Source organism: Microbacterium wangchenii, from assembly GCF_004564355.1.
Lineage (GTDB): Bacteria > Actinomycetota > Actinomycetes > Actinomycetales > Microbacteriaceae > Microbacterium > Microbacterium wangchenii.
Map to the genome: position 1 here is coordinate 485340 of NZ_CP038266.1, position 25004 is coordinate 510343.

Sequence of the window (25004 nt, forward strand, 5' to 3'; positions counted from 1 at the left end):
TCAGCGGGACGATTTCGGCGTGCGACCGCGCACGATGCCGACGAAGGCCTGCACGTCGGGGGTGTCGCCTTCGCGCAGCCAGGCGAGGGCCATCGTCGAGGGCGGTCCGTCGGTGAGCGGCCGGTGGGCCACATCCCGTCGGGCGTGCAGCCGGGCCAGCGACATGGGCACGATGACGATCCCGACGCCGGCTGCGACCGTCGCGACGGCGTCGGCTGTGGTCCCGGGCGGGTCGAAGGCCGGTGCGACCCCGCCGGGGACGACCGGGCGGAGGACGTCGTCCCGCGGCACGATGACGACCTCTCCGGCGAGGTCTGCGACCGCCAGCTCCTCGGCGGCGGTCAGGTGCGACTCCGCCGCCACGACGGCGACGGGAACCTCGGTGTAGAGGGGGATGACGTGCAGTCGGTCATCCTCCAGCGGCAGGCGCACGAGTGCCGCATCCACCGTCCCCTCGGTCAGTGCGGTGTGCTGCTCGGCGACGGTCAGCGGGACGAGCTCCAGGGTGACCGCCGGCACCCGTTCGCGCCACGCGGCGATCCACTTTCCCGGTGTCGCTCCGGGCACGACGCCGAGGCGGAAGGTGCGCGCCTCCGGGCGAGGGGCGCGCTCACGGGCAGGGCGGGGCGGGGATGCGCCGGCGCCGCGGGGCGCAGACCGGCCGCGCGGCGCGGGACGGCCGCTCTTCCGCGCGGGGCGGGAAGAGTTCGACCCGCCGCTTCTCGCCATGCTGCCAGCGTATCCGGCGCGCTAGGTTCGAGCCCATGGTGGCGATCCTCGCGACGGCGCTGGGCGCGTTGGCAGCCCTGGTCCACGTGTACATCTTCGTGCTCGAGAGCATCCGGTGGAGGGCTCCACGGGTCTGGCGCCGGTTCGGGATCGCCGACCAGCACGCGGCGGACACGGTGCGTCCGATGGCCTACAACCAGGGTTTCTACAACCTGTTCCTCGCCGTGGGGGCGGCGCTCGGGCTGGCACTGTTCTGGGCCGGCGGTCCAGGGACCGTCGCCGACGTCGCCGGGCGCACGCTCGCCCTCTTCAGCCTCGGCTGCATGGCCGGCGCGGCGTTCGTGCTGATCACGACGGGCCGGCGCTATCTGGCAGCAGCCGCCACGCAGGGCGTGCTGCCGCTGGCGGCGTTCGTGCTGTTCCTGTTCGCCTGATCAGGCGGCCAGGCGCAGGCCCCGCCGGTCCGTGGCCACGGTCTCGCCGTCGGCGATGCTCTCGTCGTCACCGATGAGCGAACCCACCGCGACGCGAGCCTGCGTGCCGATGTGCGCCCGTACCCCGATCTTCGCGCCGGCACCCACCGCGGCGCCCGATCCGATGTGCGCGTGCGGCGCGATGCGAGCCTGGGGACCGATGACGGCGTCGGATTCGACCCACGCGCCACGCCCGATCTGGGCGCCCTCGGCGATCAATGCTCCCGGTTCGACATACGCCCCCGCTTCCACGAGCGCGCTCGGGTGCACCTTGGCCCCGTGCGCGATGAGGCCGCGACCGTTCACGTGCTTGCGGTAACGCAGCGTCTCGCCCCGGTCGTTCTCGATGTCGATGTAGTTCTTACCCACGATCTCCTCCGGCAGCGCCATTCGGCACCGTCATGAATACCCAACGGTCGGCCGCCGGAATTCATTCCCGCGCATGATCCGTCGCGCGGGGCGTCCGCGACGGTACGGGTCCGAACACGAGGATCTCCCGTAGGCATCGATCTCGTCAGAGACTTGACAACGACGCCCGCGCGTGCCGGATCGACCGGCACGCGCGGGCGGAGGCGCTGCGTACGGCTCAGGCGGGCACGCTCGCGCGGTACGTCGTCCGGGCCTTCTCCGTGAGCGGAGCGGGCTGCACGGTCGCGCGGATCTTGACCTGCACGTGGTCTTCGACCTGCAGCTTGGAGGACGGTGTGTCCTCACCCCACACGACCTCGACCTCGGTCCCCGGCTCGGCGAACTCGGGTTCCACGACGGCGAGGGAGAGGATGGCGCGCTCGTTGGCGGAGTATCCGGTCCAGGTCGACAGTCCCACGACCCGGCCGTCGGCTTCGACGCGATCGAAGTGGAAGGTGTCGTACAGCGCCATCGGGAGGTTGAAGTATTTCGCGCCCGGGCCCTCGTGGAACATCGAGCCGACGGCCTTCTCGACGTCGTCGCCGTTCCATACGAGCGTCACCTTCCGCCGCGCGGAGTCGGACCCTTCCGCGGCTCGCCGCTCCAGTGCTTCGCGGCCGATGAAGTCGTGGTCGAACGCGACGATGCGGCCGTAGTCCAGTTCTTCCGGCGTGACGTAGTAGTCCTGGATGTCGGGGGAGTAGAAGCTCCCGCCCAGCGGGGAGATGGTCTCGTACGCGTTCGCCGTCAGCCAGCGGCGGTAGTCGGCGAGGCGCTCGTCGGTGTAGATGGCCGGCAGTGGCCGGGGGAGCCACCCGGACTCCAGAGCGTTGGTGTGGTACGCGCGCCCGCCGACTTCCACGAGGTCGAACTCCTTGCCGGCCTCCAGGAGGGCGGAGTGGACCGCCTCGTGGTCCTCCCACGGTCCCCACATCTCGAACCCGGGCTCGCCCGCCATCCCGTGGCGAAGCGCGCGGACCTCCTTCCCGCCGATCGTGAACCGGGTCATGCCGAAGAAGCGCAGCTTGGGCGGCTGCGCCCCCGTCGCCCGTTCGATGACGTCCAGGGCGCCGGGGCCCTGCACCTGGTAGCGGTAGACGACAGGGTCGCCCTGGCGGACGAGGGAGTTGTCATCGCGCCAGATCTCCACGTCGTACCCTCCGGTCACGGCGTGGTAGTGCAGCCAGTTGATCGACGGCGGGATGCCCACCGCCTGGTACTCGTCGTCGTCGAGGTGGAAGAGGATGTTGTCGCCGATCACGTAGCCGTCGTGGTTGACGGCGACGAACTGCTTGGCCATGTCGACGGGGAAGTTCTCGACGCTGTTGACGGCGAGGTCGCGGATGAGCTTCAGCGCGTCGGGACCCTTGATGTTCAGATCCGCCATGTGGTGCGACTGGTCGAACAGCACCGCGGTGCGGCGCCAGGCGAGCTGCTCGTCCCGCCAGTTGCGGAATTCCTGGACGACGCGGGGCACCACGGCCGGCGGCGTCTGGGACTCCCACAGCAGTTTGACCGGGCTGCCGGCGGCGGCGATGGCTTCTTCGAGATTGTTGGGCACTTCGGTTCCTCCTTGAACGTGGCCGTACGACCGTCCCGCCATTGTTGACACGGACCAGGCCGCAGGTAAAACATGTTTATTTCACGTCCCACCACAGGAATGCTGGTCAGTGCCGTCCATCCCCTTCACCCTGCGTCAGCTGGAGTACTTCGAGGCTGTCGCCGGCGAGGGCTCCCTCGCCGCCGCCGCCGAGCGATCCCGCGTGAGCGCGGCTGGCCTCGCGCTGGCCATCGACGAGCTGGAGCGCCACCTCGGGGTGCAGCTGTTCGTGCGGCGCAAGGGACGCGGCATGACCCTCACCGGTGAGGGGTCGCGGATGCTGGCCCACGCCCGCCGCGTCCTCTCCGGCGCCGAACTTCTGGGAGCCGAGGCCTCGCGGGCCGCCGGGTCGTTGAGCGGCCGCCTGTCGGTGGGCTGCTTCTCGACGCTGACCCCGTACTTCCTGCCGGCGATCCTGGAGCACTTCGGCCGGGAGCATCCGGACGTGCAGCTGGACTTCGTCGAGGCGGATGCCGCGTCCCTCGACGAACTGCTCCTGCGCGGTCGCATCGATGTCGCGCTGCTGTACCGCGTCGACGTGTCGCCCCAGCTGGCCTTCGACCCCGTCCGCAACTACCGGCCGCACGTCCTCGTGGCCGCGGATCATCGTCTCGCCGGCCGGAAGGGCGTGCGCCTGGCCGAGCTGGCCGACGAGCCGCTCATCGCACTCGACGTGAACCCGACCCGGACCAACACGGAGCGCATCTTCCATCTCCTCGGCCTCGAGCCGCGCGTCGGTCATGTCTCCGGGAACTATGAACTGGTGAGGTGCCTGGTCGGGCGCGGCCTCGGCTACGCCGTGATGTTCCAGCGGGCCTCCGCCGACCGCACCTACGACGGGCATGACGTGCGTCGACTGACGCTGCTCGATCGCGTGCCGCCGTCTCTCGTGGGCCTCGCGCGTCCGGCCGGCGCGCCCCGCACGGCGCGCTACGCGGCGCTGTTCGACATGCTGGTGTCGACCTCGGGTGCCCGCGAAGGGCGTGAGTCGATCGCGGCCTCCGCACCGGAGGGCCGGGCAGGGCGCGCGTAGCCTGCGTGCGCCGCCTGCCATACTCGTGCCCGAGGAGGCACGCATGCCCGCAGGCCAGGAGGGACGCCGGCTGCCGCTGCGCAGCCCGGAGGAGCTCGACCCCGAGCAGAGCGGACTCTACGCGCGGATCGTGGGGGGACCGAGGGCGTCGCAGTCCGTCCCGGTGACGGCGCCGGATGGATCGCTGCTCGGCCCCTTCGCGGTGATGGCGCTGGCCCCGGAGGTGGGCGACGCCGTGCAGCAGCTCGGTGCCGCCCTGCGGTTCTCCGCCGGGCTGGACCCACTCACGCGGGAAGCCGCCATCCTGCTGGTCGCCGCGCACCACCGCTGCGAGTTCGAGTGGTTCGCCCACTCGGCGCCGGCGGGCCGGGCGGGGCTCACGGAGGACCAGCTCGCCGCGCTCCGGGACGGGCGGGCGCCGGAGGAGCTCCCCCCGCTCACCGCGGCAGCGCTCGACGTCGTCGGGTCGCTGCTTCGGCACCGGTCGCTGGACGATGCCGAGTACGCCGCGGCGGTGGCGTCGCTGGGCGAACGGACGCTCGCCGAGGTGGTGTGGCTGACCGGCTACTACGCCATGCTGGCCGTGGCTCTGGCGACCTTCGAGCCGCCCAACCCGCTCAGTGATGGCGCGATCTTTCCCTGACCCGGATCAGGGGGATTGGCACACCGGGCACCAGAAGACGTTGCGTTCGCTCGTGGCGGTGGCGCCCAGGGAACCGGCGAGGATGATCGCGCCGCATCGACGGCACGGTTTGCCCTCGCGCCGGTACACCCAGGTCCGGCGTCCGGGCCGGGAGTCGCCGGTGAAGGTGCGAGCGCTGCGGGAGAGGTTGGCGCGGATCATGCGCACGCCGACGTCCAGCAGCGCGGCCGCATCGATCTCGGCGGCCGGGCGCGTGGGCGGGATGCCGCGGACGAAGAGCATCTCGTTGGCGTATTCGTTGCCGAATCCGGCGACGTTGCGCTGATCCAGCAGCGCCACGTGCGCGGCCCGAGAGTCCGCGCCCAGACGGCGCGCCGCCTCCGCCGCATCCCAGTCCGGCCCCAGCGGGTCGGGGCCGAGGTGGCCGACGATGCGGTCCTCGTCCGCCGTGGGCAGCACTTCCACGAGCGCCAGGTGGAACCCGACCGTCTCTGCGTGCGCGGTGCCGACCACCGCACGGGCGGCATGCGTGGATGCTGCCCAGCGCTGCCCCGGCCGGTACACGTCCCACCGGCCCTCCATCTTCAGGTGGGAGTGCAGCGTCCACGCGCCGATGCGCTCGAGCAGGTGCTTGCCGCGCGGTAGGACGGCGACGACCTCCTCGCCGCGCAGGTCGGCCGTCGCACTGCGCGGCACGCGGATGTCGAACCGCGTGACCTCGTGCCCGACCAGCGCATCGGCGAGGCGTCGCGCGGTGCGGTGGACGGTGTCGCCCTCAGGCACGGGCAGCCTCGCGGAGGGTGTCACCCGCCGTGAGCCGGCGGAGCGTGAGGCCCCGGGGCGACTCCACGAAACCGGCATCCCGCAGCGCACGGCCGACGGCGGTGCCGTACACGAAGGCGCCGTTGACCTGCTCGATCGTGAGGGTGTCGAGTCGTCGGGCCCGGGCGGTGGCGACCAGGTCCCGCGCAGCGGCGGCGAGGCGCTCGTCGTCGTCGGTGAAGGCCAGCGCGCTGCGCCCGCCGCGCTCGAGGTACAGCGTCAGCACGCCGTCCACGAGCACCACGAGCCCTCCGGCCTTGCGCCCAGGGCGATGCGAGACGCCTTCGATCCCCGGCCACGACAGGGCCGCGCCGTACGGGTTGGCCGGGTCGGTGGCGGCGAGGGTCACGGTGCGCAGGGGCGGCGGGTCGGGGAGGCCGGCGAACTCCCGCAGCCGGTCGACGGTCGTGGAGGCGGCGAACTGCGCCGCGCCGAGCTTCTCGATGACATAGCCCCGGCGGCAGTGCCCGGCCTCTTCGAAGCCGGAGAGGATGCGGTACACCTGCGCGAAACCGCCCGGGACGCCCTCGGACTGCACGGCGCCGCGCGTGACGACGCCGTAGCGGTCCAGCAGCAGGCTCGCCGTCGCGGTGGCCCGCAGTGCGGCGTCCGGTTCGGCTGCCGGGAGGAGCGACCACCGCCCGCCGATGGCCGGCGGACGCGGCGGGGCCGAGGTGCGCGGGACCGCGGCGCCGCGGTACAGCCGCGAGCGCGGCGTGCGCCGGGCGACGCGGTGCGACTGCCCGCCGCCGCTGAGGAGCGTCCGCACGGGCGCGAAGGTGTCGTTGGTCACGCGTCCGACCCACGTCAGCGACCACAGCGCCTCGATGACCGACTGCTCGTTCTCCGCCTCGGCCAGCGTGCGCAGCTGCGCGGCGAAGTACGCGCCGCCGGAGGCGAGGGCAGCCAGCACGCGCGCCTCAAGGCTGTCGGGCGCGATCTCGTCGTCGGGGTCGCGCAGAGTGAGGGGTGCCGCATCCGCGGGGTGCAGTGCGATCCAGCCGTCACGACCGGGGAGGGTGCCCTCGCCCGACCACACGACCTCGCCGGTCGCGGTGAGTTCGTCGAGCATCGCGGGGGAGTAGCCGCTCACGCGCGCCGGGAGGATGAGCGACTCCCACGCGCTGGCCGGGATCGGCACGCCGGCGAGCTGCTCCACGACCGCCGCGACGCCGTCCACGCCTTCCAGCGGGCGCGCGACGTGCTGCCACACCGGGAGGAACCGCGCGTACGCCTCGGGGGGAACCGGTTCGACGCTGCCGCGGATGGCGGCCAGCGACCGCATCCGCAGGCGCCTGAGCACCTCCGCGTCGCACCATTCGGTGTCATCCCCTGTCGCCGTGCCCGGAGTGGGGTCGGGGAGGAAGTACCCGCTCGCGATGCGCCCCTGCGACTCCAGGCGCTGCAGCGTGAGACGCGCCACGGCGACGCCCACGCCCAGCCGCTCGGCCACCGCGGACGCGCGGAAGGGCGCGTGGGTGCGCGCGTAGCGGGCCACGAGGTCGCCGAGCGGATCGGCGAGCGGCTCGAGGAACGCATGCGGGATGCCCACCGGCAGTGCGGCGCCCAGGGCGTCGCGCAGACGTCCGGCATCCTCGATCCCGGCCACGCGGGGGACGCCGGCGATCGTCACGGGGATCGCCCGCCGGTCGGTGACGAGCCGGTCCAGATGGGCGGCGGCCTCGGCCAGGGCATCGCCGTCGGTGTCCAGGCGCGCCGCCACCTCGGCGGCGTCGAGCGGGCCCAGCACCCGGAGGAGGTCGGCGACCCCCTCCACCCCGCGCGCGCGGCGTTCGGGGTCGAGCCGCTGGGCCTCGCGCTCGAACTGCGCGATAACGTCGGGATCCAGCAGCTCCCGCATCTCGACCTTGCCGAGCAGTTCGCCCAGGAGCGCCGGATCGACCGAGAGCGCCGCCGCGCGGCGCTCGGCCAGCGGCGAATCGCCCTCGTACATGAACGCGCCGACGTACCCGAACAGCAGATCCCGCGCATACGGTGAGGGCTGCGACGTCGTCGTCTCCACGAGGCGGATGCGGCGCTCCCCGATGCCGCGGGCGATCTGCAGCAGCGCGGGCAGGTCGTACACGTCCTGCAGCACCTCGCGGAGGGTCTCCAGGATGATCGGGAACGTCGGGTGGCGCCGCGCGACCTCCAGCAGCTGCGCCGACCGCTGACGCTGCTGCCACAGGGGCGCGCGCCGGTTGGGGTTCAGGCGCGGCAGGAGCAGGGCGCGCGCCGCGCACTCGCGGAAGCGCGAGGCGAACAGGGCCGAGCCGCCGACCTCGTCGGTGACGATCTGCTCGAGCTCGGCCGGGTCGAAGACGAACAGCTCGGCGCCCGGGGCTTCGGCCGCCGCATCCGGCACTCGCGCGATGATGCCGTCGTCGCTCGCGACGGCGGCTCCCTCCACGCCCAGCCGCTCGCGGATGCGGGCATTGACCGCCAGCGCCCACGGTGAGTGCACCTGCATGCCGTAGGGGGAATGCAGGATGACGCGCCAGTCGCCGACCTCGTCACGGCTGCGCTCGACGGTGAGGGTGCGGTCGGTCGGCAGGCTCCCGGTGGCCTCGCGCTGCTCGGCGAGGTAGGACAGCAGATTGGTGATGGCGTTGTCGTCCAGGCCCGAGCCGCGCAGCCGCTCCTGGGCCTTCTCCGGTGTCGCGGCGGCGACGTCACGAGAGAACTTCCCCAGCGCCTCGCCCAGCTCCGCCGGGCGGCCGATGCCGTCGCCGTGCCAGAACGGCACCTTGCCGGGCTGGCCGAATGCCGGCACGACGTTGACCCGGTCGTGGGTGATCTCCACGATGCGCCAGCTCGTGGTACCCAGGGTGAACACGTCGTTGACGCGGGACTCGTAGACCATCTCCTCGTCCAGTTCGCCGACGCGCGCGTTCTGGGACTCGCCCGCGACGAACACCCCGAACAGGCCCCGGTCGGGGATGGTGCCGCCGCTGGTGACCGCGATGCGCTGCGCGCCGGGGCGTCCGGTCAGCGTGCCGGCGTCGCGATCCCACACCACGCGAGGGCGGAGTTCGGCGAACTCGTCGGAGGGGTAGCGCCCCGCGAGGAGGTCGAGCGTCGCCTCGAACGCCGAACGCGGCAGGGAGCGGAAGGGGGCGCTGCGCTTGACGGTGTCGAACCAGTCCTCCACGTCGATCGCGCCCAAGGCGGACGCGGCCACCGTCTGCTGCGCGAGGATGTCGAGCGGGTTCTGCGGGACGGAGATGGCCTCGATCTTCCCGCCCAGCATCCGCTCGGTGACGACGGCGGTGTGCAGCACATCGCTGCGGTGCTTGGGGAACAGCGCCGCGCGGCTGACCTCGCCCACCTGGTGCCCGGCGCGGCCCACGCGCTGCAGCCCGGATGCGGCGCTGGGCGGGGCCTCGACCTGGATGACGAGGTCGACGGCGCCCATGTCGATGCCGAGTTCGAGGCTGCTGGTGGCCACGACGCAGCGGAGCGCGCCCGATTTCAGCTCTTCCTCCACCTGGGCGCGCTGCTCCTTGGACACCGAACCGTGGTGCGCCTTGGCGAGGATCGCCGGTGCCCCCGCGTTCGATCCCGCCTGCGCCATGATGGCCGCCGGGACGGTCGGCTCGGGCAGGTCGATCCCGAGCCGCTCGGCGTAGATCTCGTTCAGCCGCCCGGTGAGGCGTTCGGCGAGACGGCGGGAGTTGGCGAAGACGATGGTGGAGCGGTGCTGCAGGATGCGGTCGACGATCGCCTCTTCGACGTGGGGCCACACCGAACCGGTCACCTCGGTGTTCTCGGCGAACCACTCCTCACCCGCCTCCGGGGCGTCCACGCCGGGGGGCGGCGGCGGATTGAGCATGTCGTCGACGGGCACGACGACGCGCAGGTCGAACTCCTTCGTCGAGCGCGGCGCGACGATGTCGACCGGCTGCGCGCCGCCGAGGAAACGCGCGACCTCGTCGATCGGGCGGACCGTGGCCGACAGTCCGATCCGCTGCGCGGGCCGGTGCTCGGCCTCCCGGCCCTCCTCCGCGGCGGCCGACCGGCGCAGCGCGTCGAGCCGCTCGAGGCTGACGGCGAGGTGCGCGCCGCGCTTGGTGGCGGCGACGGCGTGCACCTCGTCCACGATGACGGTGTGCACATCGCGCAGGGTCTGCCCGGCCTGGCTCGTGAGCATGAGGTAGAGCGACTCGGGGGTCGTGATGAGGATGTCGGGCGGTGCCGTGATGAGCTTGCGCCGGTCGCCGGCGGGGGTGTCGCCGGAGCGCACACCCACGGTCACGTCGGGCGCCGGGATGCCCAGGCGTCGCGCGGACTGCCCGATGCCCACCAGCGGGGAGCGCAGGTTGCGCTCGACGTCGACGCCGAGGGCCTTGAGGGGGGAGATGTAGAGGACGCGCGTGCCGCGCGGGGTCTTCGCGCGCTTGGCAGGTCGCTTGCCGGGTGCTGCCGCGGGAGGATCGGGCGGCTGTTCGCGGAACACGCGGTCGATCGCCCACAGGAACGCCGAGAGCGTCTTGCCCGATCCGGTCGGGGCCACCACGAGCGCATTCCGTCCGGCCGAGATCGCCTTCCACGCGCCCTCCTGGGCGGCCGTGGGCGCGGCGAACGCGCCACGGAACCAGTCCTGCGTCGCAGGGCTGAACCGTTCGAGCACATCGCTCACCCGTCCATCTTCTCCCGTGCCGCCGACACCGGCGCGGCCTTGACGAGCCGCCGGCAGTCCGGAGGTGATCTCCGTCGGACGGGGGAGGCATCCCGGCGGCGCGCTCCGTAGCGTCGGAGTATGACGGGGGACACACGGGCAGGATCGCGTGGATGGGCGTGGTTCGGGGGTGCCGCGATGGGTGCCGGTCTGGGACTCCTCTTCGGCCTCACGCAGGACAACCTCGCCCTGGGCATCGGGCTCGGAGTGTCGTTCGGACTGACCTTCTTCTTCCTCTTCTCCTCTCCCTCACCGCGCACCGGTCCCTCACCGCGCACCGGTGGGGACGAAGACGGCGGCGGAGGAGGCGCTGCTGCCTCCCCGGCGAGCGAGGACGGCTCTGTCGCCTCGGCGGACTGACCGGCTACCCCAGCACGCCGACCGTCTGACGAGGAGTGTCAGCGTTCGACGACACCTTCCGCCGTGAGTTCGAGCGTCAGATCGGGGCCAAGTCGGGCGAGGAACGCGTCGTCGTGGCTGACGATGAGCACCGCCCCGCGGTACGCCGCGAGCGCCTCCAGCAACCGGTCGACCGTGTCGAGGTCGAGGTTGTTGGTCGGCTCGTCCAGCACCAGCAGCTGCGGTGCGGGATCGGCCAGCAGGATGCGGGCCAGCGCGACGCGGAAGCGTTCCCCGCCGGAGAGGGTCGCGACCTGTCGCTGCACCGCATCCCCGCGCAGGAGGAAGCGCGCGAGGCGGTTCCGAAGCTCCACGACGGGCAGGGCGGGCGCTGCCGCCCGCACGTTCTCCAGCACCGTCGCCGCCTCGTCCAGCCCGTCCACGCGCTGCGGCAGGTACCCCACGTGTTCCACGAGCAACTCCGCCCGCACCGTTCCCGAGATCTCGCCGGATCCAGGCTCCGAGTGCACGAGACGCTCCAGGAGGGTCGTCTTGCCGATGCCGTTGGGGCCGATCAGCGCGACGCGCTCGGGTCCCTGCACGATCCACGAGTGCTCCGCGTCGCCGACGCTGAGGATGCGCCGTCCCGCGGCGACGCCGGGATCGGGGAGGTCGATGCGCACGGCCTGGTCGTCGCGCACGCGGCGTTCGGCCGCATCCAGGGCGGCGCGGGCTTCGTTCTCCTTCTCCCGCACCTCGGTGCGCAGGCGCCCCGCAGACACCTCAGCGGCCCGCTTGCGGTTGCCCGAGACGATGCCCGGGACGCGCTTCTCCACCTGTGCCTTGTGGCCCATGTGGGCGCGGCTGGCCAGCGTGCGCTCGGCCGCGACCCGGTCGCGCTTCTCGCGCCGCAGCACCTGTGCCGCGGCGCGCTCGGCCTGGCGGGCCGCATCCTGCTCGGCATCGAGCCATGCCCGCCACTGCGAGTACGGCCCACCGAAGACCGACAGCGCGTTCGCATACAGCTCCGCGGTGTCGTCCATGAGTTCCAGGAGCGAGACGTCGTGGCTGACCACGACGAGAGTGCCGCGCCACGACCGCACCATGTCGGCCAGGCGCGCGCGGGCACCGCGGTCGAGGTTGTTGGTGGGTTCGTCCAGCAGCGTGATCGGAGCGCCGCCGAGGCGGATGCCGGCGATCGCGGCGAGGATCGCCTCTCCGCCGGAGAGCGACCCGATGGTGCGCTCCAGCGCGCCCGACGGCAGCCCCGCCTCGGCGAGCGCGGCGGTCGCACGCGCCTCGACGTCCCAGTCGTCGCCCAGCGCGTCGAAGTGCCGCGGGTCGGCGTCGCCGGATTCGATCGCCCGCAGCGCGGACAGCGCGCCCGCGACCCCGAGGAGCTCGGCGACGGGCCGGTCGACGTCGAGGCTCAGGCGCTGCGGAAGGTAGGCCACCTCCCCCGAGCGGATGACCTGGCCCGAGGTGGGGGCGAGATCGCCCGCCGCGATGCGCAGCAGCGTCGACTTCCCCGAGCCGTTGCGGCCCACCAGCCCCGTGCGGCCGGAGCCGAACGAGCCGGAGACGCCGTCGAGGGCGAGCGTGCCGTCGTCCCACACGAGCGAGACGGAATCGAACAGGAGGGCAGGAGAGAGGGTGGGCATGATGCTCCGGTGTGTGCATGCGCTGACACCGGACACCGGCCCTCAGACGGGCGGGTCCACCGAGCTACGGCGGTTCGACGGTTCAGCGCGCGGACAGGGGCGCGGAAGCGGCGTCGATCTTCACCGGAGGAATCCTCACACTCGGGACAGGACCCGGCCACGGTAGCCGAGCCCGCCCCCGCCCGCAACCCTCCGTGACGGCCTCACCGCGTGGCCGGGTCGTCCAGGCGCTTGCGGAGGAAGGCGTGCACGTCGGCGAGCTCGGCCTGCGAGACGCTGTGGGTCAGGCCCGGGTACACGCGGCCGCTCAGGTCGGAGTGGGCGGGCAGCCACTCGACGGTGTGCGCCACCAGCGCCTCGGGGATGACGTCGTCGTGTGTCCCGCGTCCCCAGAACACCGGCGGCTTCTGCTCGGCCAGCGTCGCATCCCCCGGGAGGGATCCGGGCGCCACGTACCCGGAGAGGTTCACCACGAAGGCGATGCGCTCGGGCTTCAGGCGCAGGGCCTGGAGCGCCACGGACGCCCCCTGCGAGAACCCCAGCAACCCGACACTCGGAGCGTCGACGGCGGCATCCAGCCACTCCAGCAGGCCGGTCGCCGCGCCCGTCACCGCAGACGGATCGCGTCCGTTCAGCCCCTCGATGGGGTACCACGAGTAGCCGGGCGAGGGCCACGGCGGCGCGAGCGGCGCGCGGACGGCGGCGTACGCGAACTCCTCGGGGAGGTGCTCGGTCAGGGCGAGCAGATCGCGTTCGTCGGCGCCGTACCCGTGCAGCAGGATCAGGGCGGGCCGGCCGGCGCGCTCCTGGGGAGGGGTGGCCCACACGACCAGGTCGGGGTCGATGCGCGGAGACTCGCTCATGTCCTCATCTTCTCAGTCCGTCCGGACACCGCCGTTTTGCCCCGGCCCGGATCCGGGCGTTTTCGGGGCGCGTTGGGTATACAGGGAGCATGCCAGTGCGCACTCCCGACCCCGACCCGTCCGACGACGGCAACGGCGACGACGCCCGCCGCGAGCCCCTCGGTTCCCCCTTCGACCAGGCCACCGGACCGGCCGCCGCCGGCAATCCGGGGTGGCTCAGCGAGGTCGAGCTGACCGAGATCCGCCGCCGCATGCCCATCCTGTACGTGGAGGCCGTGCCCGTGCGCACCGACGGCATGGGCGCCGTCGTGCAGGTGGGGATCCTGCTGCGCGCCACCCCGATCGGCGAGATCAGCCGCACGATCGTGTCGGGGCGGGTCCGCTACGGGGAGACGGTGCGTGACGCGCTGTTCCGGCACCTCGAGAACGATCTCGGCCCCATGGCCTTCCCCCTCCTGCCCCCGCAGGTCACTCCCTTCACCGTCGCGGAGTACTTCCCCCTGCCCGGGATGACCGCGTTCCACGACGACCGTCAGCACGCGGTGTCGCTCGCGTTCGTCGTTCCCGTCACCGGCACGTGCGAGCCGCGTCAGGACGCGCTGGAGGTGACGTGGCTCTCGCCCGAGGAGGCGTCCTCCGACGCCCTCGCCGCCGAGATGGAGGGCGGCCGCGGCACCCTCATCCGCCTGGCGCTCGCGAGCGTCGGCGCCCTGCGCTGATCCCGCCCCCGAGCGTGGGCGCCCTGCGCTGATCCCCGCCCCCGAGCGAGGGCGCCCTGCGCTGATCCCCGCCCCGAGACTGCACGCAGCTGACGAGAGAGCGACATGATGTCGCGGTCTCGTCGGTGGCGTGCAGTCTCGCGAAACAGCGATGCAGCGAAACAGGGACGCGGCGGGGAGGCGGGCCTGGCCGAGTGATCCAATTTCCCATAGGATTTAGGAAAGCAACCTCGCCCTAGGGAGACGCGATGACGCGGCTGTTCAACGACCCGGACGACTTCGCCGAGGAGATGATCGAGGGCTTCGTCGCCGCCTCCTCCCGCTGGGTGCACCGCGTCAGCGGAGGCGTCGTGCGCGCCACGCGCGGGCCCGACCCCACCGTCGCGGTCGTCATCGGTGGGGGCAGCGGACACTACCCGGCCTTCGGCGGCCTGGTCGGACCGGGCCTTGCCCACGGCGCCGCGATGGGGAACCTCTTCGCGTCCCCCTCCGCGCACCAGGTCCACTCCGTCGCCGCAGCCGCCCACGAGGGACGCGGCGTGCTGCTGAGCTTCGGCAACTACGCCGGCGACGTGCTCCACTTCGGCCAGGCGCAGGAGCGGCTGCGCGCGGAGGGCGTCGACTGCCGCACGGTGCTCGTGACCGACGATGTGTGGAGCGCGCCGAAGGAGGAGCTCGACAAGCGCCGCGGCATCGCCGGCGACCTCGTCGTGTTCAAGGTGGCCGGCGCAGCGGCCGAGGAGGGGCTCGACCTGGACGGCGTCGAGCGGGTGGCGCGCCTGGCCAACGCCCGCACGCGCTCGTTCGGCGTCGCCTTCAGCGGCTGCACGCTGCCCGGCGCCGACGAGCCGCTGTTCGAGGTGCCGCCCGGTCGCATGGCCGTCGGGCTCGGCATCCACGGCGAACCCGGCATCGACGAGGTCGACATCCCGACGGCCGCGGGCGTGGCCGAGATGCTCGTGGACAAGCTCCTGGACGAACTCCCCGAGGGGGTCACCGCCGCCGCCGCCCGCGTCGTGCCGATCCTGAACGGCCTGGGGAGCGTCAAGTACGAGGAGATGTTCGTCGTTTACCGCAGCATCCACCGCCTGCTCGAAGACGCCGGCGCCGTGGTGGTGTCACCGGAGGTGGGGGAGTTCTGCACGAGCTTCGACATGGCCGGGCTCTCGCTGACCCTCGTGTGGCTCGACGACGAGCTCGAGCGGCTGTGGCTGGCCCCCTGCGACACGCCCGCCTACCGCCGCGGTGCGGTCGAGGGTCGCCGGGAGGTCTCGGCCGACGAGATCGCCGATGCCGACGAGGCGCAGGAGATCGGCGCGGCCGGCGACGCCTCGCGCCGCGCCGCCGGGGCGCTGGCCCGTGCGCTGGAGGGGATCGCCGCCGCGCTGGACGGAGCCGCCGACGAGCTCGGGCGGATGGACCGGGTCGCCGGGGACGGCGACCACGGCATCGGGATGCAGCGGGGCAGCCGGGCCGCCGCGGATGCCGCGCGCACCGCGGCGGACGCCGGCGCGGGCGCCCGCACCGCGCTGCAGCGCGCGGGCGATGCGTGGGCCGACGTCGGCGGGGGGACCTCCGGGGCGATCTGGGGCGAGATGCTCGCGACCCTCGGGGCCGTCCTGGGCGACGAGGACGAGGTGACAGCGGCCGGGATCGGCGACGGCGTGGTGGCGATGAAGGACGCCGTCATGACCTTCGGCAAGGCGCAGCCGGGAGACAAGACGATGGTCGATGCGATGGTGCCCTTCGCCGAAGAGCTCACGGCACGCCTGGGAGCGGGCGATCCGCTGCCGGTGGCGTGGGCGCGCGCGGCCGAGGCCGCCGATAGCGCGGCGCAGGCCACGGCGGAGATGACCGCGCGCGTCGGGCGGGCCCGCGCGCACGGCGAGAAGAGCGTGGGCACGCCCGACCCGGGGGCCGTGTCGTTCGCGCTGGTGGCCCGCACCGTGCGGGGAAACCTGAAGGAGGAGGACTGATGGGATTTCGACTGGTGGTCGGCAGCGATGAGGCCGGCTTCGACTACAAGGAGCGCATCAAGGCCGACCTGCTGGCCGATGACCGCGTGGACGACGTCGTGGATGTGGGAGTGACCGCCGACGGCGCCACGAACTACCCCACGATCGCGATCGCGGCCGCCGAGCGCGTGGCCGCCGGTGACGCCGACCGCGCGATCCTCATCTGCGGCACGGGGCTGGGGGTGGCGATCGCGGCCAACAAGGTCCCCGGCATCCGGGCGGTGACGGCGCACGACTCCTACAGCGTGGAGCGCTCGATCCTCTCCAACGACGTGCAGGTGCTGTGCATGGGTCAGCGCGTCGTCGGCCTCGAGCTGGCCCGCCGCCTCGCGCGCGAGTGGCTCGGCTACACGTTCGACACCTCCAGCGCGTCGGCGGACAAGGTCGCGGAGATCTGCGCCTACGAAGGCGTCTGACCCCTCGGGGGAGCTCGGGATGCTGATCGGCTCGAGCCTGAAGATGTACTTCTCGCACGCCCGCACGCTGGCGTGGGTGCGGGAGGTGGCCGGGATCGTCCGGGATCACCCCGCCGTCGCGGCGGGCGTCCGGCCGTTCGTGCTGCCGCAGTTCCCCTCGATCCCGGCATGCGCGCAGATCGGCGCGGCCGCGGGTCTCGCGGTGGGCGCGCAGGATCTCGCCGCGGAGGATGAGGGGCCCTACACCGGTGAGGTCAGCGGCGCGGTGCTGGCCGAGGTGGGGTGCTCGCTCGTCGAGGTGGGCCACGCCGAGCGGCGGCGCCTGTTCGGGGAGACCGACGAGGTCGTGGCCGCCAAGCTCGCCGCCGCACTGCGTCACGGGCTCATCCCGCTGCTGTGCGTGGGAGAGGACCGGCCGGGGGATGCAGCGGCCGCCGTGGACGCGTGCCGCCGGCAGATCGACTCCGCGGTGGGTCCCGCACGTGCTGCCGGGCTGACCGGACCCGTCACGATCGCCTACGAGCCGCTGTGGGCGATCGGCGCACCCGACCCCGCCGGACCCGACCACATCACCGCCGTGTGCGGGGCCCTGCGTGAGTACGGCGCGGAGGGCGGGCAGGCGCAGGCCGTCATCTACGGCGGCAGCGCACGCCCCGGTATGCTGGCCGAGATCGCCGGTTCGGTCGACGGCCTGTTCCTCGGCCGCTTCGCCCACGACCCGAGGGCGTTCGGCGCGATCCTCGATGAGGCGGCGGACGTGCTGCGTGCACAGGCGGAGGTGCCACGATGACCCTGGAGGCGGCTCCGCGCGGCCTGGAGGCCCTCGCCGGCGGCGTGGAACGGCGCGGTCTGCGCGACCACGTGTACGAGCGGATCCTGGGTCTGCTGCTCAGCGGCGAAGTGGCCCCCGGCGCGCGGCTGTCGATCGACACGATCGCCCGCCAGCTGCACGTCTCACCCACCCCCGTGCGCGAGGCGATGGTGCAGCTGGAGCGCACGGGCCTCGTCACGCGCGAGGCGCTCAAGGGCTATCGCGTCGCCCCGCCGCTGCGGCCCTCGCAGCTGCGCGAGCTCTTCGACGCCCGCCTCATGCTGGAGACGACCGCCACGCGCCTGGCGACACCGGCGACACCCGAGATGGTCCGCGAGCTGCGTGCGGCGCAGCAGGCGCACCGCGCTGTGGGAGACCGCGTCATGGCGGCGATGGCTGGGGGTGACTCCGATGTCGCGCTGACCACGGCGTATTTCGCGGCGGATGCGGCGTTCCACCGCGTCGTGTTCGATCACTGCGGCAATCACTACCTCCGCGAGATGAGCGAGACCCTCGGGGCGCAGCTGCACCGGATGCGGCAGGCCGCCGTGCACGGCGTCACCGACGTGCGCGAGGCCATCGCCGAGCACGAGGCGGTCGTCGACGCCTTCGCCGGCGACGACCGCGACGCGCCCGAGCAGGCGATGCGCCGTCACGTCGAGCTCGTCGGCGAGCGCTCCCTGGCCGCCGCCCGCGCCGAGTAAGCGCCCCGTCCCGCCCTCGGCGGTGATCCGCCGTGCCCGCGGGACGCCGACGGCACGGAATGCACCCTTGTTCCCGAGGGTAGATCCTGTAGGATCTACGAAACGACCGGATCGGTGCCGATCCGGAACACGCCGATGGAGCCGTCATGACCGCAGCGTCCCTTCCGCCGTACGACCGCGACACGTGGCCGATCGCCGTGTGCATGCACGGGTTCCCACCCGTCGCCGCCGACGGCACGCGCCTGCACGACGCCGCGCCGGAGGTGTGGGACGACCTGTTCGCGCAGGTGGCCGCGCTGGGCTTCACCGCCATCGAACTCGCCGACAGCCACATCCGCCCCGCCGACCTGGATGCCTCGCGCCGCGCGGAACTCCTCGCCATCTCCGCAGCGCACGGGGTGACCCCGATCTCCGTGCACGTGCAGCGGCAGAGCGTCATCCAGCCCGGTCGCGGCGAGGAGAACCTCGCGTACGCACACCGCACGATCGACGCGTCGGCCGAGCTGGGGCTGCAGGTGTTCTCCACCGGCCTGCACCAGCCGTTCAGCGACGCGCAGCGGAAGGCGCTGTGGTTCTGGACGGCTCCCGGTCCCGTCGACCCCGACGACGCCGAGACCCGCGCCCTCGCGGTGCGCCGGCTGCGCGAACTCGGCGAGCACGCGGCATCCGTGGGCCTGCCGATGGCGCTGGAGATGTACGAGGACACCTACCTCGGCACCGCCGACAGCGCCGTGCGCCTCATCGAGGAGATCGGCCTCGACAACGTCGGGCTCAACCCCGACATCGGCAACCTCGTGCGCCTGCACCGCCCCATCGAGGACTGGCGCGAGATGCACGAGAAGACGCTGCCGTACGCGAACTACTGGCACGTGAAGAACTACATGCGCGACGAGGCCGGCGACGGCAGCTGGGCGACGTCGGTGCCCACGAGCCTCGAGCTCGGGCTCATCAACTACCGGGCGATGGTGGCCCGGGCGGTGGAGCTGGGCTTCAGCGGCCCCTTCCTCATGGAGCAGTACGGCGGCGACAGCCTCGGCGTGTGCGCCACCAACCGCACGTACCTGCAGTCCCTGCTTCCCCCCTCCGCCGGCCCCGCACGAAAGAGATGACCATGACCGATACCCCGCGCCCCGTCTACGCCGTCGTCGGCAGCGGATACATGGGCGGCGGAATCGCCCAGATGCTCGCCCTCTCCGGCGCCGACGTGCGCATCGCCGACGTCGACCTCGACGTGGCGCAGCGCAATCGCGAGCGGCTCATCGGAGAGGCCGAGCAGTTCGCCGCCGACGGGCTGTTCCCCGCCGACGCCCCCGCCGTCATCGCCGAGCGGGTCACCGCCACCACGATCGAAGACGCCGTGGCGGGGGCGAGCTTCATCGAAGAGGCGGTACCGGAGAAGATCGAGATCAAGCACGCCACGCTGCGGCGCATCTCCGAGGCCGCCGCCCCCGATGCCGTCATCGGCAGCAACACCTCCACGATCCTCATCGGGCGTCTGGCCGAGGCGGTCACCCGGCCCGAGCGATTCCTCGGGGTCCACTTCTCCAACCCCGCGCCCTTCATCCCCGGTGTCGAGCTCATCCCGCACGCCGGCACCGACGACGCGGTCATCCCGGTCGTGGAGGGCATCGTCGCCGCCACCGGCAAGGAGACGGCCCGCGTGAAGGATGCCACGGGCTTCGTGCTGAACCGTCTGCAGTACGCGCTGTTCCACGAGGCGACGCAGCTGGTGGAGGAGGGCGTGGCCACCCCGGAGGACATCGACACGATCGTGCGGACGACCTTCGGGTTCCGGCTGCCCTTCTTCGGGCCCTTCGCGATCGCCGACATGGCGGGGCTCGACGTCTACGCGTTCTGCTACGCCTCGCTGCAGACCGAGTTCCCCGAACGGTTCGCCACGCCGCGGATCCTGGACGACCTCGTCTCCGCCGGGAAGCTGGGCACGAAGTCGGGCGCGGGCTTCCTCGACGTGCCCGCCGACCGCACACCCGAGCTCGTCGCGTACCGCAACAAGGCGTACGTCGCGATGAAGAAGCTGCTGCAGGAATTGGGCCCCGCCCCGATCGCGCCGGCGGGGGAGGAGCCACGGCAGTCATGACCGCAGCCTTCCCCGCCGAACGCACCGTGATCCTCACGGGGGCGGCCAGCCCCCGCGGCATCGGGCGGACGACGGCGCACCACCTCGCCGAACACGGATGGCACGTGGGCATCCTCGACGTCGACGGCGATGCCGCCGCCCGCACCGCCGAAGACCTCTCCGACCGCTACGGCGTGCGCGCGCTCGGGGTGGGCGCCGATGTGTCCGACCGCGCTCAGGCGGTGGCCGCGGTGGACGCGCTCGAGGCGGGCCTGCCCCAGCTGGTCGCGGTCGTGAACTTCGCCGGAGTCTCCTCGCCCGTCCCGTACCTCGAGGTCACGCCCGAGGAGTGGGAGCGCGTGCGCGCGATCAACCTCGACGGCGTCCACTGGGTGACCCAGCGGGTCGCCCAGTCCCTCGTCTCCTCCGGCGTGGGGCGCATCGTGGGGATCTCCTCCGTCTCGGCGCAGCGCGGCGGGGGCACCTTCTCCAAGACGCCGTACTCGGCCGCCAAGGCGGGCATCATCGGGCTCATGCGCTCGATCGCGCGGGAGCTCGGCCCGTTCGGGGTGACCGCCAACGTCATCTCCCCCGGCCCCATCGACACCGACATCATGGGCGGCACCCTCAGCGAGGAGCGGAAGTCGCACATGGCGGCCGACGGCGTCCTGCCCCGCATCGGCACGCCGCGCGACATCGCCGCCGCCGTCGCCTACCTCATCAGCGAGGACGCCGGATTCGTCACGGGCCACACCCTCAACGTCGACGGCGGCCTCTACATGCACTGACGCCGCCGTCGGCGGCCTTTCACGAAGGAGTGACATGACCACATCCCCCGCTCGCCCCCGGCCGGACCGGAGGCCTTGACCATGGCCCGCACGTGGCCCAAGGGGCGCATCGCCTACCTCGTGATCGGCGTCGTCTGCGTCGCCATCGGGATCGCCCTGATCCTGCCCGCCCTCGGCTCCTGAGCCCCCGCTCCCATCCCCACGCCCCGCTCCCATCCCCCCGTTCAGAGGAGTTCCCCCGTGACAACGCCGTCCGGCGCCCCCTCGGCGCAGACGCTGCTGGCCAGCCCGCACCTGGCCAGCGGCATCAAGAAGGCCACCTACCGGCTCATGCCGATGCTCATCATCCTGTACTTCGTCGCGTTCCTGGACCGCACGAACGTCGGATTCGCCGAGGCCGCCCTCGAGGTCGACCGCGGGATCACCGCCGGCGCGTTCGCGCTGGGCGCCGGGATCTTCTTCATCGGCTACGCGCTGTTCGAGATCCCGTCCAACCTCCTGCTGAACAAGCTCGGCGCGCGGTTCTGGCTGGCCCGCATCGCCATCACGTGGGGCATCGTCGCGTCGCTGTTCGCGTTCGTGGTGGACGACACGATGTTCGTGATCCTGCGGTTCCTCCTCGGCGTGACCGAGGCGGGGCTGTTCCCGGGCGTGATCATGTTCCTCGCGCAGTGGTTCCCCAACAAGCGCCGCGTGCAGATGTTCGCGCTGTTCTACCTCGCCCAGCCCTTCTCGCAGATGCTGGGGGCGCCGCTGTCGGGCGGCCTGATCAGCTTCGGCGAGCAGTTCACGCCGTGGGCGGGGTGGCAGGTGATGTTCTTCACCGAGGGGATGCTGGCCGTCGCCGCGGGCGTGGCGGCGCTGTTCCTGCTGGTGGACTCCCCGCAGAAGGCGAAGTTCCTCGACGACGACGAGAAGGCCGCGATGAAGGCCGTGATGGACCACGAGGACGCCGTCAAGCACGACGACGGGCCCCGAGGCATCGGCGCGGCGATGATCAACTGGAAGGTCTGGTACTTCACCGTCATCTACTTCTGCCTGCAGATCGCGGTGTACGGCACGACGTTCTACCTGCCGCAGCAGGTGTCCGGTCTCATCGGCCGGGACGTCGGGTGGGAGGTGGGCCTGGTCTCGGCCATCCCCTGGGCGGTGGGCCTGTTCGCCTGCTATTACGTCGGCAAGTTCGCCACGACGATCCGGCGCAGGCGCGTGTGGGGCACCATCTTCTTCACGATCACCGGCGCCGCCATCCTGCTGTCGGCGTGGGCCGGTGCTAACGGCCAGGCGCTGCTGGGGATCGTCGCGATCACGATCGCCGTGGCGTCCTTCCTCTCGGTGGGGCCGCTGACGTGGTCGTTCCCCACCGCGTTCCTCGCCGGCGCCGCGGCGGCCACCGGCATCGGCCTGATCAACTCGCTCGGCAACCTCGGTGGATTCGTCGCGCCCATCATGCGCACGGCGATCAACGAGGCCGTCCCCACCGACTCCGGGGCGTGGGGCGTCGTGTCGCTCGGGGTGTTCGCGTTCCTCGCCGCCGTCATGATGGCGTGCACGCGGTTCTTCCGGGCCAAGGCGGATGCCCTGCTCGACGAGGAGAAGGCCCCCGCCGGCACCTGAGGCGAGTCAGGCGGAGGTCTCGCGCGCGATCGCGGCGACGAAGGCGTCGATGTCGTCCTCGGTGGTGTCGAAGCTGCACATCCAGCGCACTTCGCGGCGCGCCGCATCCCAGTCGTAGAACCGGAAGCTCTGGCGCAACCGGTCGGCCACGCCCGCCGGGAGCGTCGCGAACACGCCGTTGGCCTGCGTCGGCTGCGTGAACGCCACGCCTCGGATGGTGCCGTCCGCGAGCCCCGCCTCGATGCCGGTGCGCAGGCGCTGCGCCATGGCGTTGGCGTGGGAGGCGTTGCGCAGCCACAGGTCGCCGTCCAGCAGCGCGATCAGCTGGGCCGAGACGAAGCGCATCTTGCTGGAGAGCTGCATGTCGAGCTTGCGCAGGTACGTCAGGCCGGCGGAGGCCTCGGGGTTCAGCACCACGATGGCCTCGCCGATCATGGCGCCGTTCTTGGTGCCTCCGAAGCTCAGCACGTCCACGCCGACGTCGCGCGTGAAGGCGCGCAGCGGCAGACCCAGGGATGCCGCGGCGTTGGCGATGCGCGCGCCGTCCATGTGCAGGCGCATCCCGCGCTCGTGCACGTGGTCGGCGATCGCCCGGAGCTCCTCGACGCTGTAGAGGGTGCCGAGCTCGGTGGACTGCGTGATCGAGACCACGAGCGGCTGCGCGCGGTGCTCGTCGCCCCAGCCCCATGCCTCCCGGTCGATGAGCTCCGGGGTCAGCTTGCCGTCCTCCGCGGGGACGTTGAGGATCTTGATGCCCGCCACCCGCTCGGGCGCTCCGCCCTCGTCGACGTTGATGTGCGCGGTGGAGGCGGCGATCACGGCGCCCCAGCGCGGCAGCATCGACTGCAGCCCGACGACGTTCGCGCCGGTGCCGTTGAACACCGGGTACGCCTCGACGCCGTCGCCCAGGTGGGCGGCGAAGACCTCCTGCAACCGCTCGGTGTACACGTCTTCGCCGTACGAGATCTGGTGCCCCTCGTTGGCGGCGGCGATGGCGGCGAGCACCTCGGGGTGCACGCCGGAGTAGTTGTCGGAGGCGAAGCCGCGCACGGCGGTGTCATGCAGAGAGGTCACGGCATCCCAGCCTACGTGCGCCTGGGGCACGCGGGCGGAGCGTCAGACCGCGGGGGTGAGCTCGATGACGGCGTCGTGCCACACCGAGGCGTCATCGTCCCACAGCGCGACGAATGCGTCGGCGAGGGCGTCCTCCAGTCCTGCGAGGGTGCCGACGCGGAAGATGACGGCGGCGGCGGTCTGGGCGGCGCCGGCATCGCGTGCCGACTTGGCGAACCCCTGACCCACCGCGCGCGTCCAGGCCTCGCTGGCGGCCTTGACCGCGGCGTAGTTCGCGCCCCCGGCCAGCGGCCGCGTCACGGCGGGGGAGGACACGATCGCCAGGCGCCCCGCCGTGGAGGCGCGCAGGTCGTCGTCGAACGCGCGGGAGACATGGCGTAGTGCCGTCAGCGACACCTCGAGCACGCGGAAGTCGGCGTCGGTCTGGCCGGCCAGGCCCCCGCCGCCGCGCCATCCGCCCACCAGCTGCAGCACGCCGTCGACGGGTCCGTGCTCCGCGTGCACGCCCTCCACGAGGGCCGCGACCGCGTCTTCGTCGGCGAGGTCGCACGCGACCGTCGCGATTCCCGGCACGTCTGCCCGGAGCGCGTCGAGCTTCACCGGATCGCGGCCGGCGACCACCACGCGCGCATCGGCGGCGTGCAGGGCGCGGGCGGCGGCGGCGCCGGCGGCACTGGTGCCCCCGGCCAGCAGCACGAGCCGGCCGGCGACGAGTTCGTCCACGTCGGTGTCCACGCGGCCAGTGTAGGGCCGCCGGACACCGCCGTGCCGGACCGTCAGCGGACCGGCTCCACCAGGCGCACGCGGTTCCACTGCCCCGGCTCGGCCAGCTCCCCATAGGCCAGGTCGACGCCCTCGGGGCCGACGGTCGCCGCGCACACCAGCAGCGACAGGGTCTCCACGCCGTACGGGCGGTTGTCGCGCACGATGGCGCGGTCATCGGTCGGCGGCAGTTCGGCACTGTGCTCGAGCAGCAGCATCCACTCCCGCCACCACGGCGCGGATGCGGCGGGCGGCGGCGCGGCGGCGAACTCCGGCAGCCACCGCACGATGCGCGGGGTGGCCGGGTCGTCGACGTCGTCGTGCGCGATCATGTGCACGCCCGGTTCGAGCACGCTCTCGCGCACCGAGGTGCCGTCCCAGCTGGTGACCCGGGCACCCTCGCGGTCGACCACGACGAGGTTGAACCCGTTCGTGCGCGGCTGCGCGGGGCGGCGCCCGTCGACGGCGTCGAGCACGACCTCGCCGCGCGACTGCGTGGCGCCGGCCACCTCGCGCCGGTTGAGGATCACGGCGAGGCGCGAGCGCGCGGAGTCGGCGGCGAGCCACGCCCCGCCCGCGCGGGCGTCGCGCACGCCGACGACCCCCGGATGGCTCTCCGGCCACCACGGGCCCGGCGGATCCCACGCGCGCGCGGGATCCTCGTCGCGGATCGCCAGCACGTGCGCCGGGGCGCCCGACTCCGCCGGAACGTGCAGGATGACGGTGCACATCGACAGCTCTCCCGCCTGCGCCCGGCCCCGTGGAAGGATGG

23 protein-coding genes are annotated in these 25004 nt (G+C 72.6%); 13 read left to right on the forward strand and 10 right to left on the reverse strand.

Going from position 1 to position 25004, the window contains the following annotated elements:
• Positions 1 to 729: a LysR family substrate-binding domain-containing protein gene (locus E4K62_RS02360; protein WP_135063203.1), complete on the reverse strand. Its 729-nt coding sequence runs from the start codon at positions 727 to 729 to the stop codon at positions 1 to 3.
• A 35-nt stretch (positions 730 to 764) separates the two neighbouring features.
• On the opposite strand from E4K62_RS02360, the gene E4K62_RS02365 reads away from it, so the two are divergent.
• On the forward strand, positions 765 to 1163 hold the full coding sequence (locus tag E4K62_RS02365; protein ID WP_187270411.1) for a DUF1304 domain-containing protein: 399 nt from the start codon (positions 765 to 767) through the stop codon (positions 1161 to 1163).
• Here E4K62_RS02365 and E4K62_RS02370 read toward each other — a convergent pair whose 3' ends face one another.
• Complete coding sequence (locus tag E4K62_RS02370) at positions 1164 to 1571, reverse strand: LbetaH domain-containing protein (protein WP_135070741.1); 408 nt, start codon at positions 1569 to 1571, stop codon at positions 1164 to 1166.
• A gap of 217 nt (positions 1572 to 1788) precedes the next feature.
• Positions 1789 to 3171: an aminomethyl transferase family protein gene (locus tag E4K62_RS02375; RefSeq protein WP_240742789.1), complete on the reverse strand. Its 1383-nt coding sequence runs from the start codon at positions 3169 to 3171 to the stop codon at positions 1789 to 1791.
• 109 nt (positions 3172 to 3280) lie between these two features.
• Here E4K62_RS02375 and E4K62_RS02380 point away from each other — a divergent pair, with 109 nt between their 5' ends.
• The gene (locus E4K62_RS02380; protein WP_135063207.1) at positions 3281 to 4243 is read left to right on the forward strand and encodes a LysR substrate-binding domain-containing protein; all 963 of its coding nucleotides are present in this window, start codon (positions 3281 to 3283) and stop codon (positions 4241 to 4243) included.
• A 43-nt stretch (positions 4244 to 4286) separates the two neighbouring features.
• Entirely contained in the window at positions 4287 to 4886 is a 600-nt protein-coding gene (locus tag E4K62_RS02385; RefSeq protein WP_135063209.1) for a carboxymuconolactone decarboxylase family protein, read from the forward strand.
• A gap of 6 nt (positions 4887 to 4892) precedes the next feature.
• Here E4K62_RS02385 and E4K62_RS02390 read toward each other — a convergent pair whose 3' ends face one another.
• Positions 4893 to 5669, reverse strand: coding sequence for a DNA-formamidopyrimidine glycosylase family protein (locus E4K62_RS02390; RefSeq protein ID WP_135063211.1), 777 nt, complete (start codon positions 5667 to 5669; stop codon positions 4893 to 4895).
• Positions 5662 to 10347, reverse strand: a complete 4686-nt coding sequence (locus E4K62_RS02395; RefSeq protein WP_135063213.1) for an ATP-dependent helicase — start codon at positions 10345 to 10347, stop codon at positions 5662 to 5664. The genes E4K62_RS02390 and E4K62_RS02395 overlap by 8 nt, the downstream gene beginning before the upstream one ends.
• A 120-nt stretch (positions 10348 to 10467) precedes the next feature.
• Between E4K62_RS02395 and E4K62_RS02400 the strand changes: the two genes are divergently transcribed.
• Positions 10468 to 10746, forward strand: a complete 279-nt coding sequence (locus E4K62_RS02400) for a hypothetical protein (protein ID WP_135063215.1) — start codon at positions 10468 to 10470, stop codon at positions 10744 to 10746.
• Between the two features lie 38 nt (positions 10747 to 10784).
• On the opposite strand, the gene E4K62_RS02405 is transcribed toward E4K62_RS02400, so the two are convergent.
• Both E4K62_RS02405 and E4K62_RS02410 read right to left on the reverse strand, forming a co-directional pair.
• A complete protein-coding gene (locus E4K62_RS02405; protein WP_135063217.1) occupies positions 10785 to 12386 on the reverse strand; it encodes an ABC-F family ATP-binding cassette domain-containing protein in 1602 nt (533 codons plus the stop codon).
• A 203-nt stretch (positions 12387 to 12589) separates the two neighbouring features.
• Positions 12590 to 13249: an alpha/beta hydrolase gene (locus tag E4K62_RS02410; RefSeq protein ID WP_135063219.1), complete on the reverse strand. Its 660-nt coding sequence runs from the start codon at positions 13247 to 13249 to the stop codon at positions 12590 to 12592.
• Between the two features lie 89 nt (positions 13250 to 13338).
• On the opposite strand from E4K62_RS02410, the gene E4K62_RS02415 reads away from it, so the two are divergent.
• The 9 genes from E4K62_RS02415 to E4K62_RS02455 all read left to right on the forward strand — a co-directional run bounded on the left by E4K62_RS02415 (position 13339) and on the right by E4K62_RS02455 (position 22396).
• The gene (locus E4K62_RS02415) at positions 13339 to 13968 is read left to right on the forward strand and encodes an NUDIX hydrolase family protein (RefSeq protein WP_135063221.1); all 630 of its coding nucleotides are present in this window, start codon (positions 13339 to 13341) and stop codon (positions 13966 to 13968) included.
• 248 nt (positions 13969 to 14216) lie between these two features.
• Positions 14217 to 15944: a dihydroxyacetone kinase family protein gene (locus E4K62_RS02420; protein ID WP_135063223.1), complete on the forward strand. Its 1728-nt coding sequence runs from the start codon at positions 14217 to 14219 to the stop codon at positions 15942 to 15944.
• Positions 15944 to 16399: a ribose-5-phosphate isomerase gene (locus E4K62_RS02425; RefSeq protein WP_135063225.1), complete on the forward strand. Its 456-nt coding sequence runs from the start codon at positions 15944 to 15946 to the stop codon at positions 16397 to 16399. The genes E4K62_RS02420 and E4K62_RS02425 overlap by 1 nt, the downstream gene beginning before the upstream one ends.
• A 19-nt stretch (positions 16400 to 16418) precedes the next feature.
• Positions 16419 to 17189: a triose-phosphate isomerase family protein gene (locus tag E4K62_RS02430; protein ID WP_135063227.1), complete on the forward strand. Its 771-nt coding sequence runs from the start codon at positions 16419 to 16421 to the stop codon at positions 17187 to 17189.
• Positions 17186 to 17914, forward strand: a complete 729-nt coding sequence (locus E4K62_RS02435) for a GntR family transcriptional regulator (protein WP_135063229.1) — start codon at positions 17186 to 17188, stop codon at positions 17912 to 17914. Before E4K62_RS02430 ends, E4K62_RS02435 begins: the two co-directional genes overlap by 4 nt.
• Positions 17915 to 18060: 146 nt before the next feature.
• On the forward strand, positions 18061 to 19023 hold the full coding sequence (locus E4K62_RS02440) for a sugar phosphate isomerase/epimerase family protein (protein WP_135063231.1): 963 nt from the start codon (positions 18061 to 18063) through the stop codon (positions 19021 to 19023).
• Positions 19024 to 19025: 2 nt separating this feature from the next.
• Positions 19026 to 20012 carry a 3-hydroxyacyl-CoA dehydrogenase family protein gene (locus tag E4K62_RS02445; RefSeq protein WP_135063233.1) on the forward strand — a complete coding sequence of 329 codons (987 nt, stop codon included), beginning with the start codon at positions 19026 to 19028 and terminating at the stop codon, positions 20010 to 20012.
• Positions 20009 to 20779 carry an SDR family NAD(P)-dependent oxidoreductase gene (locus E4K62_RS02450; RefSeq protein WP_135063235.1) on the forward strand — a complete coding sequence of 257 codons (771 nt, stop codon included), beginning with the start codon at positions 20009 to 20011 and terminating at the stop codon, positions 20777 to 20779. Before E4K62_RS02445 ends, E4K62_RS02450 begins: the two co-directional genes overlap by 4 nt.
• A 240-nt stretch (positions 20780 to 21019) precedes the next feature.
• A complete protein-coding gene (locus E4K62_RS02455; protein ID WP_240742790.1) occupies positions 21020 to 22396 on the forward strand; it encodes an MFS transporter in 1377 nt (458 codons plus the stop codon).
• A gap of 6 nt (positions 22397 to 22402) precedes the next feature.
• Here E4K62_RS02455 and E4K62_RS02460 read toward each other — a convergent pair whose 3' ends face one another.
• Genes E4K62_RS02460 through E4K62_RS02470 form a run of 3 tightly spaced genes read right to left on the reverse strand, consistent with a single transcriptional unit; the run spans position 22403 to position 24963 of the window.
• Positions 22403 to 23470, reverse strand: a complete 1068-nt coding sequence (locus E4K62_RS02460; RefSeq protein ID WP_135063237.1) for a threonine aldolase family protein — start codon at positions 23468 to 23470, stop codon at positions 22403 to 22405.
• 42 nt (positions 23471 to 23512) lie between these two features.
• Positions 23513 to 24205, reverse strand: a complete 693-nt coding sequence (locus tag E4K62_RS02465; protein WP_240742791.1) for an SDR family NAD(P)-dependent oxidoreductase — start codon at positions 24203 to 24205, stop codon at positions 23513 to 23515.
• Between the two features lie 41 nt (positions 24206 to 24246).
• Positions 24247 to 24963, reverse strand: a complete 717-nt coding sequence (locus tag E4K62_RS02470) for an NRDE family protein (protein ID WP_135063239.1) — start codon at positions 24961 to 24963, stop codon at positions 24247 to 24249.
• Positions 24964 to 25004: the final 41 nt, after the last annotated feature.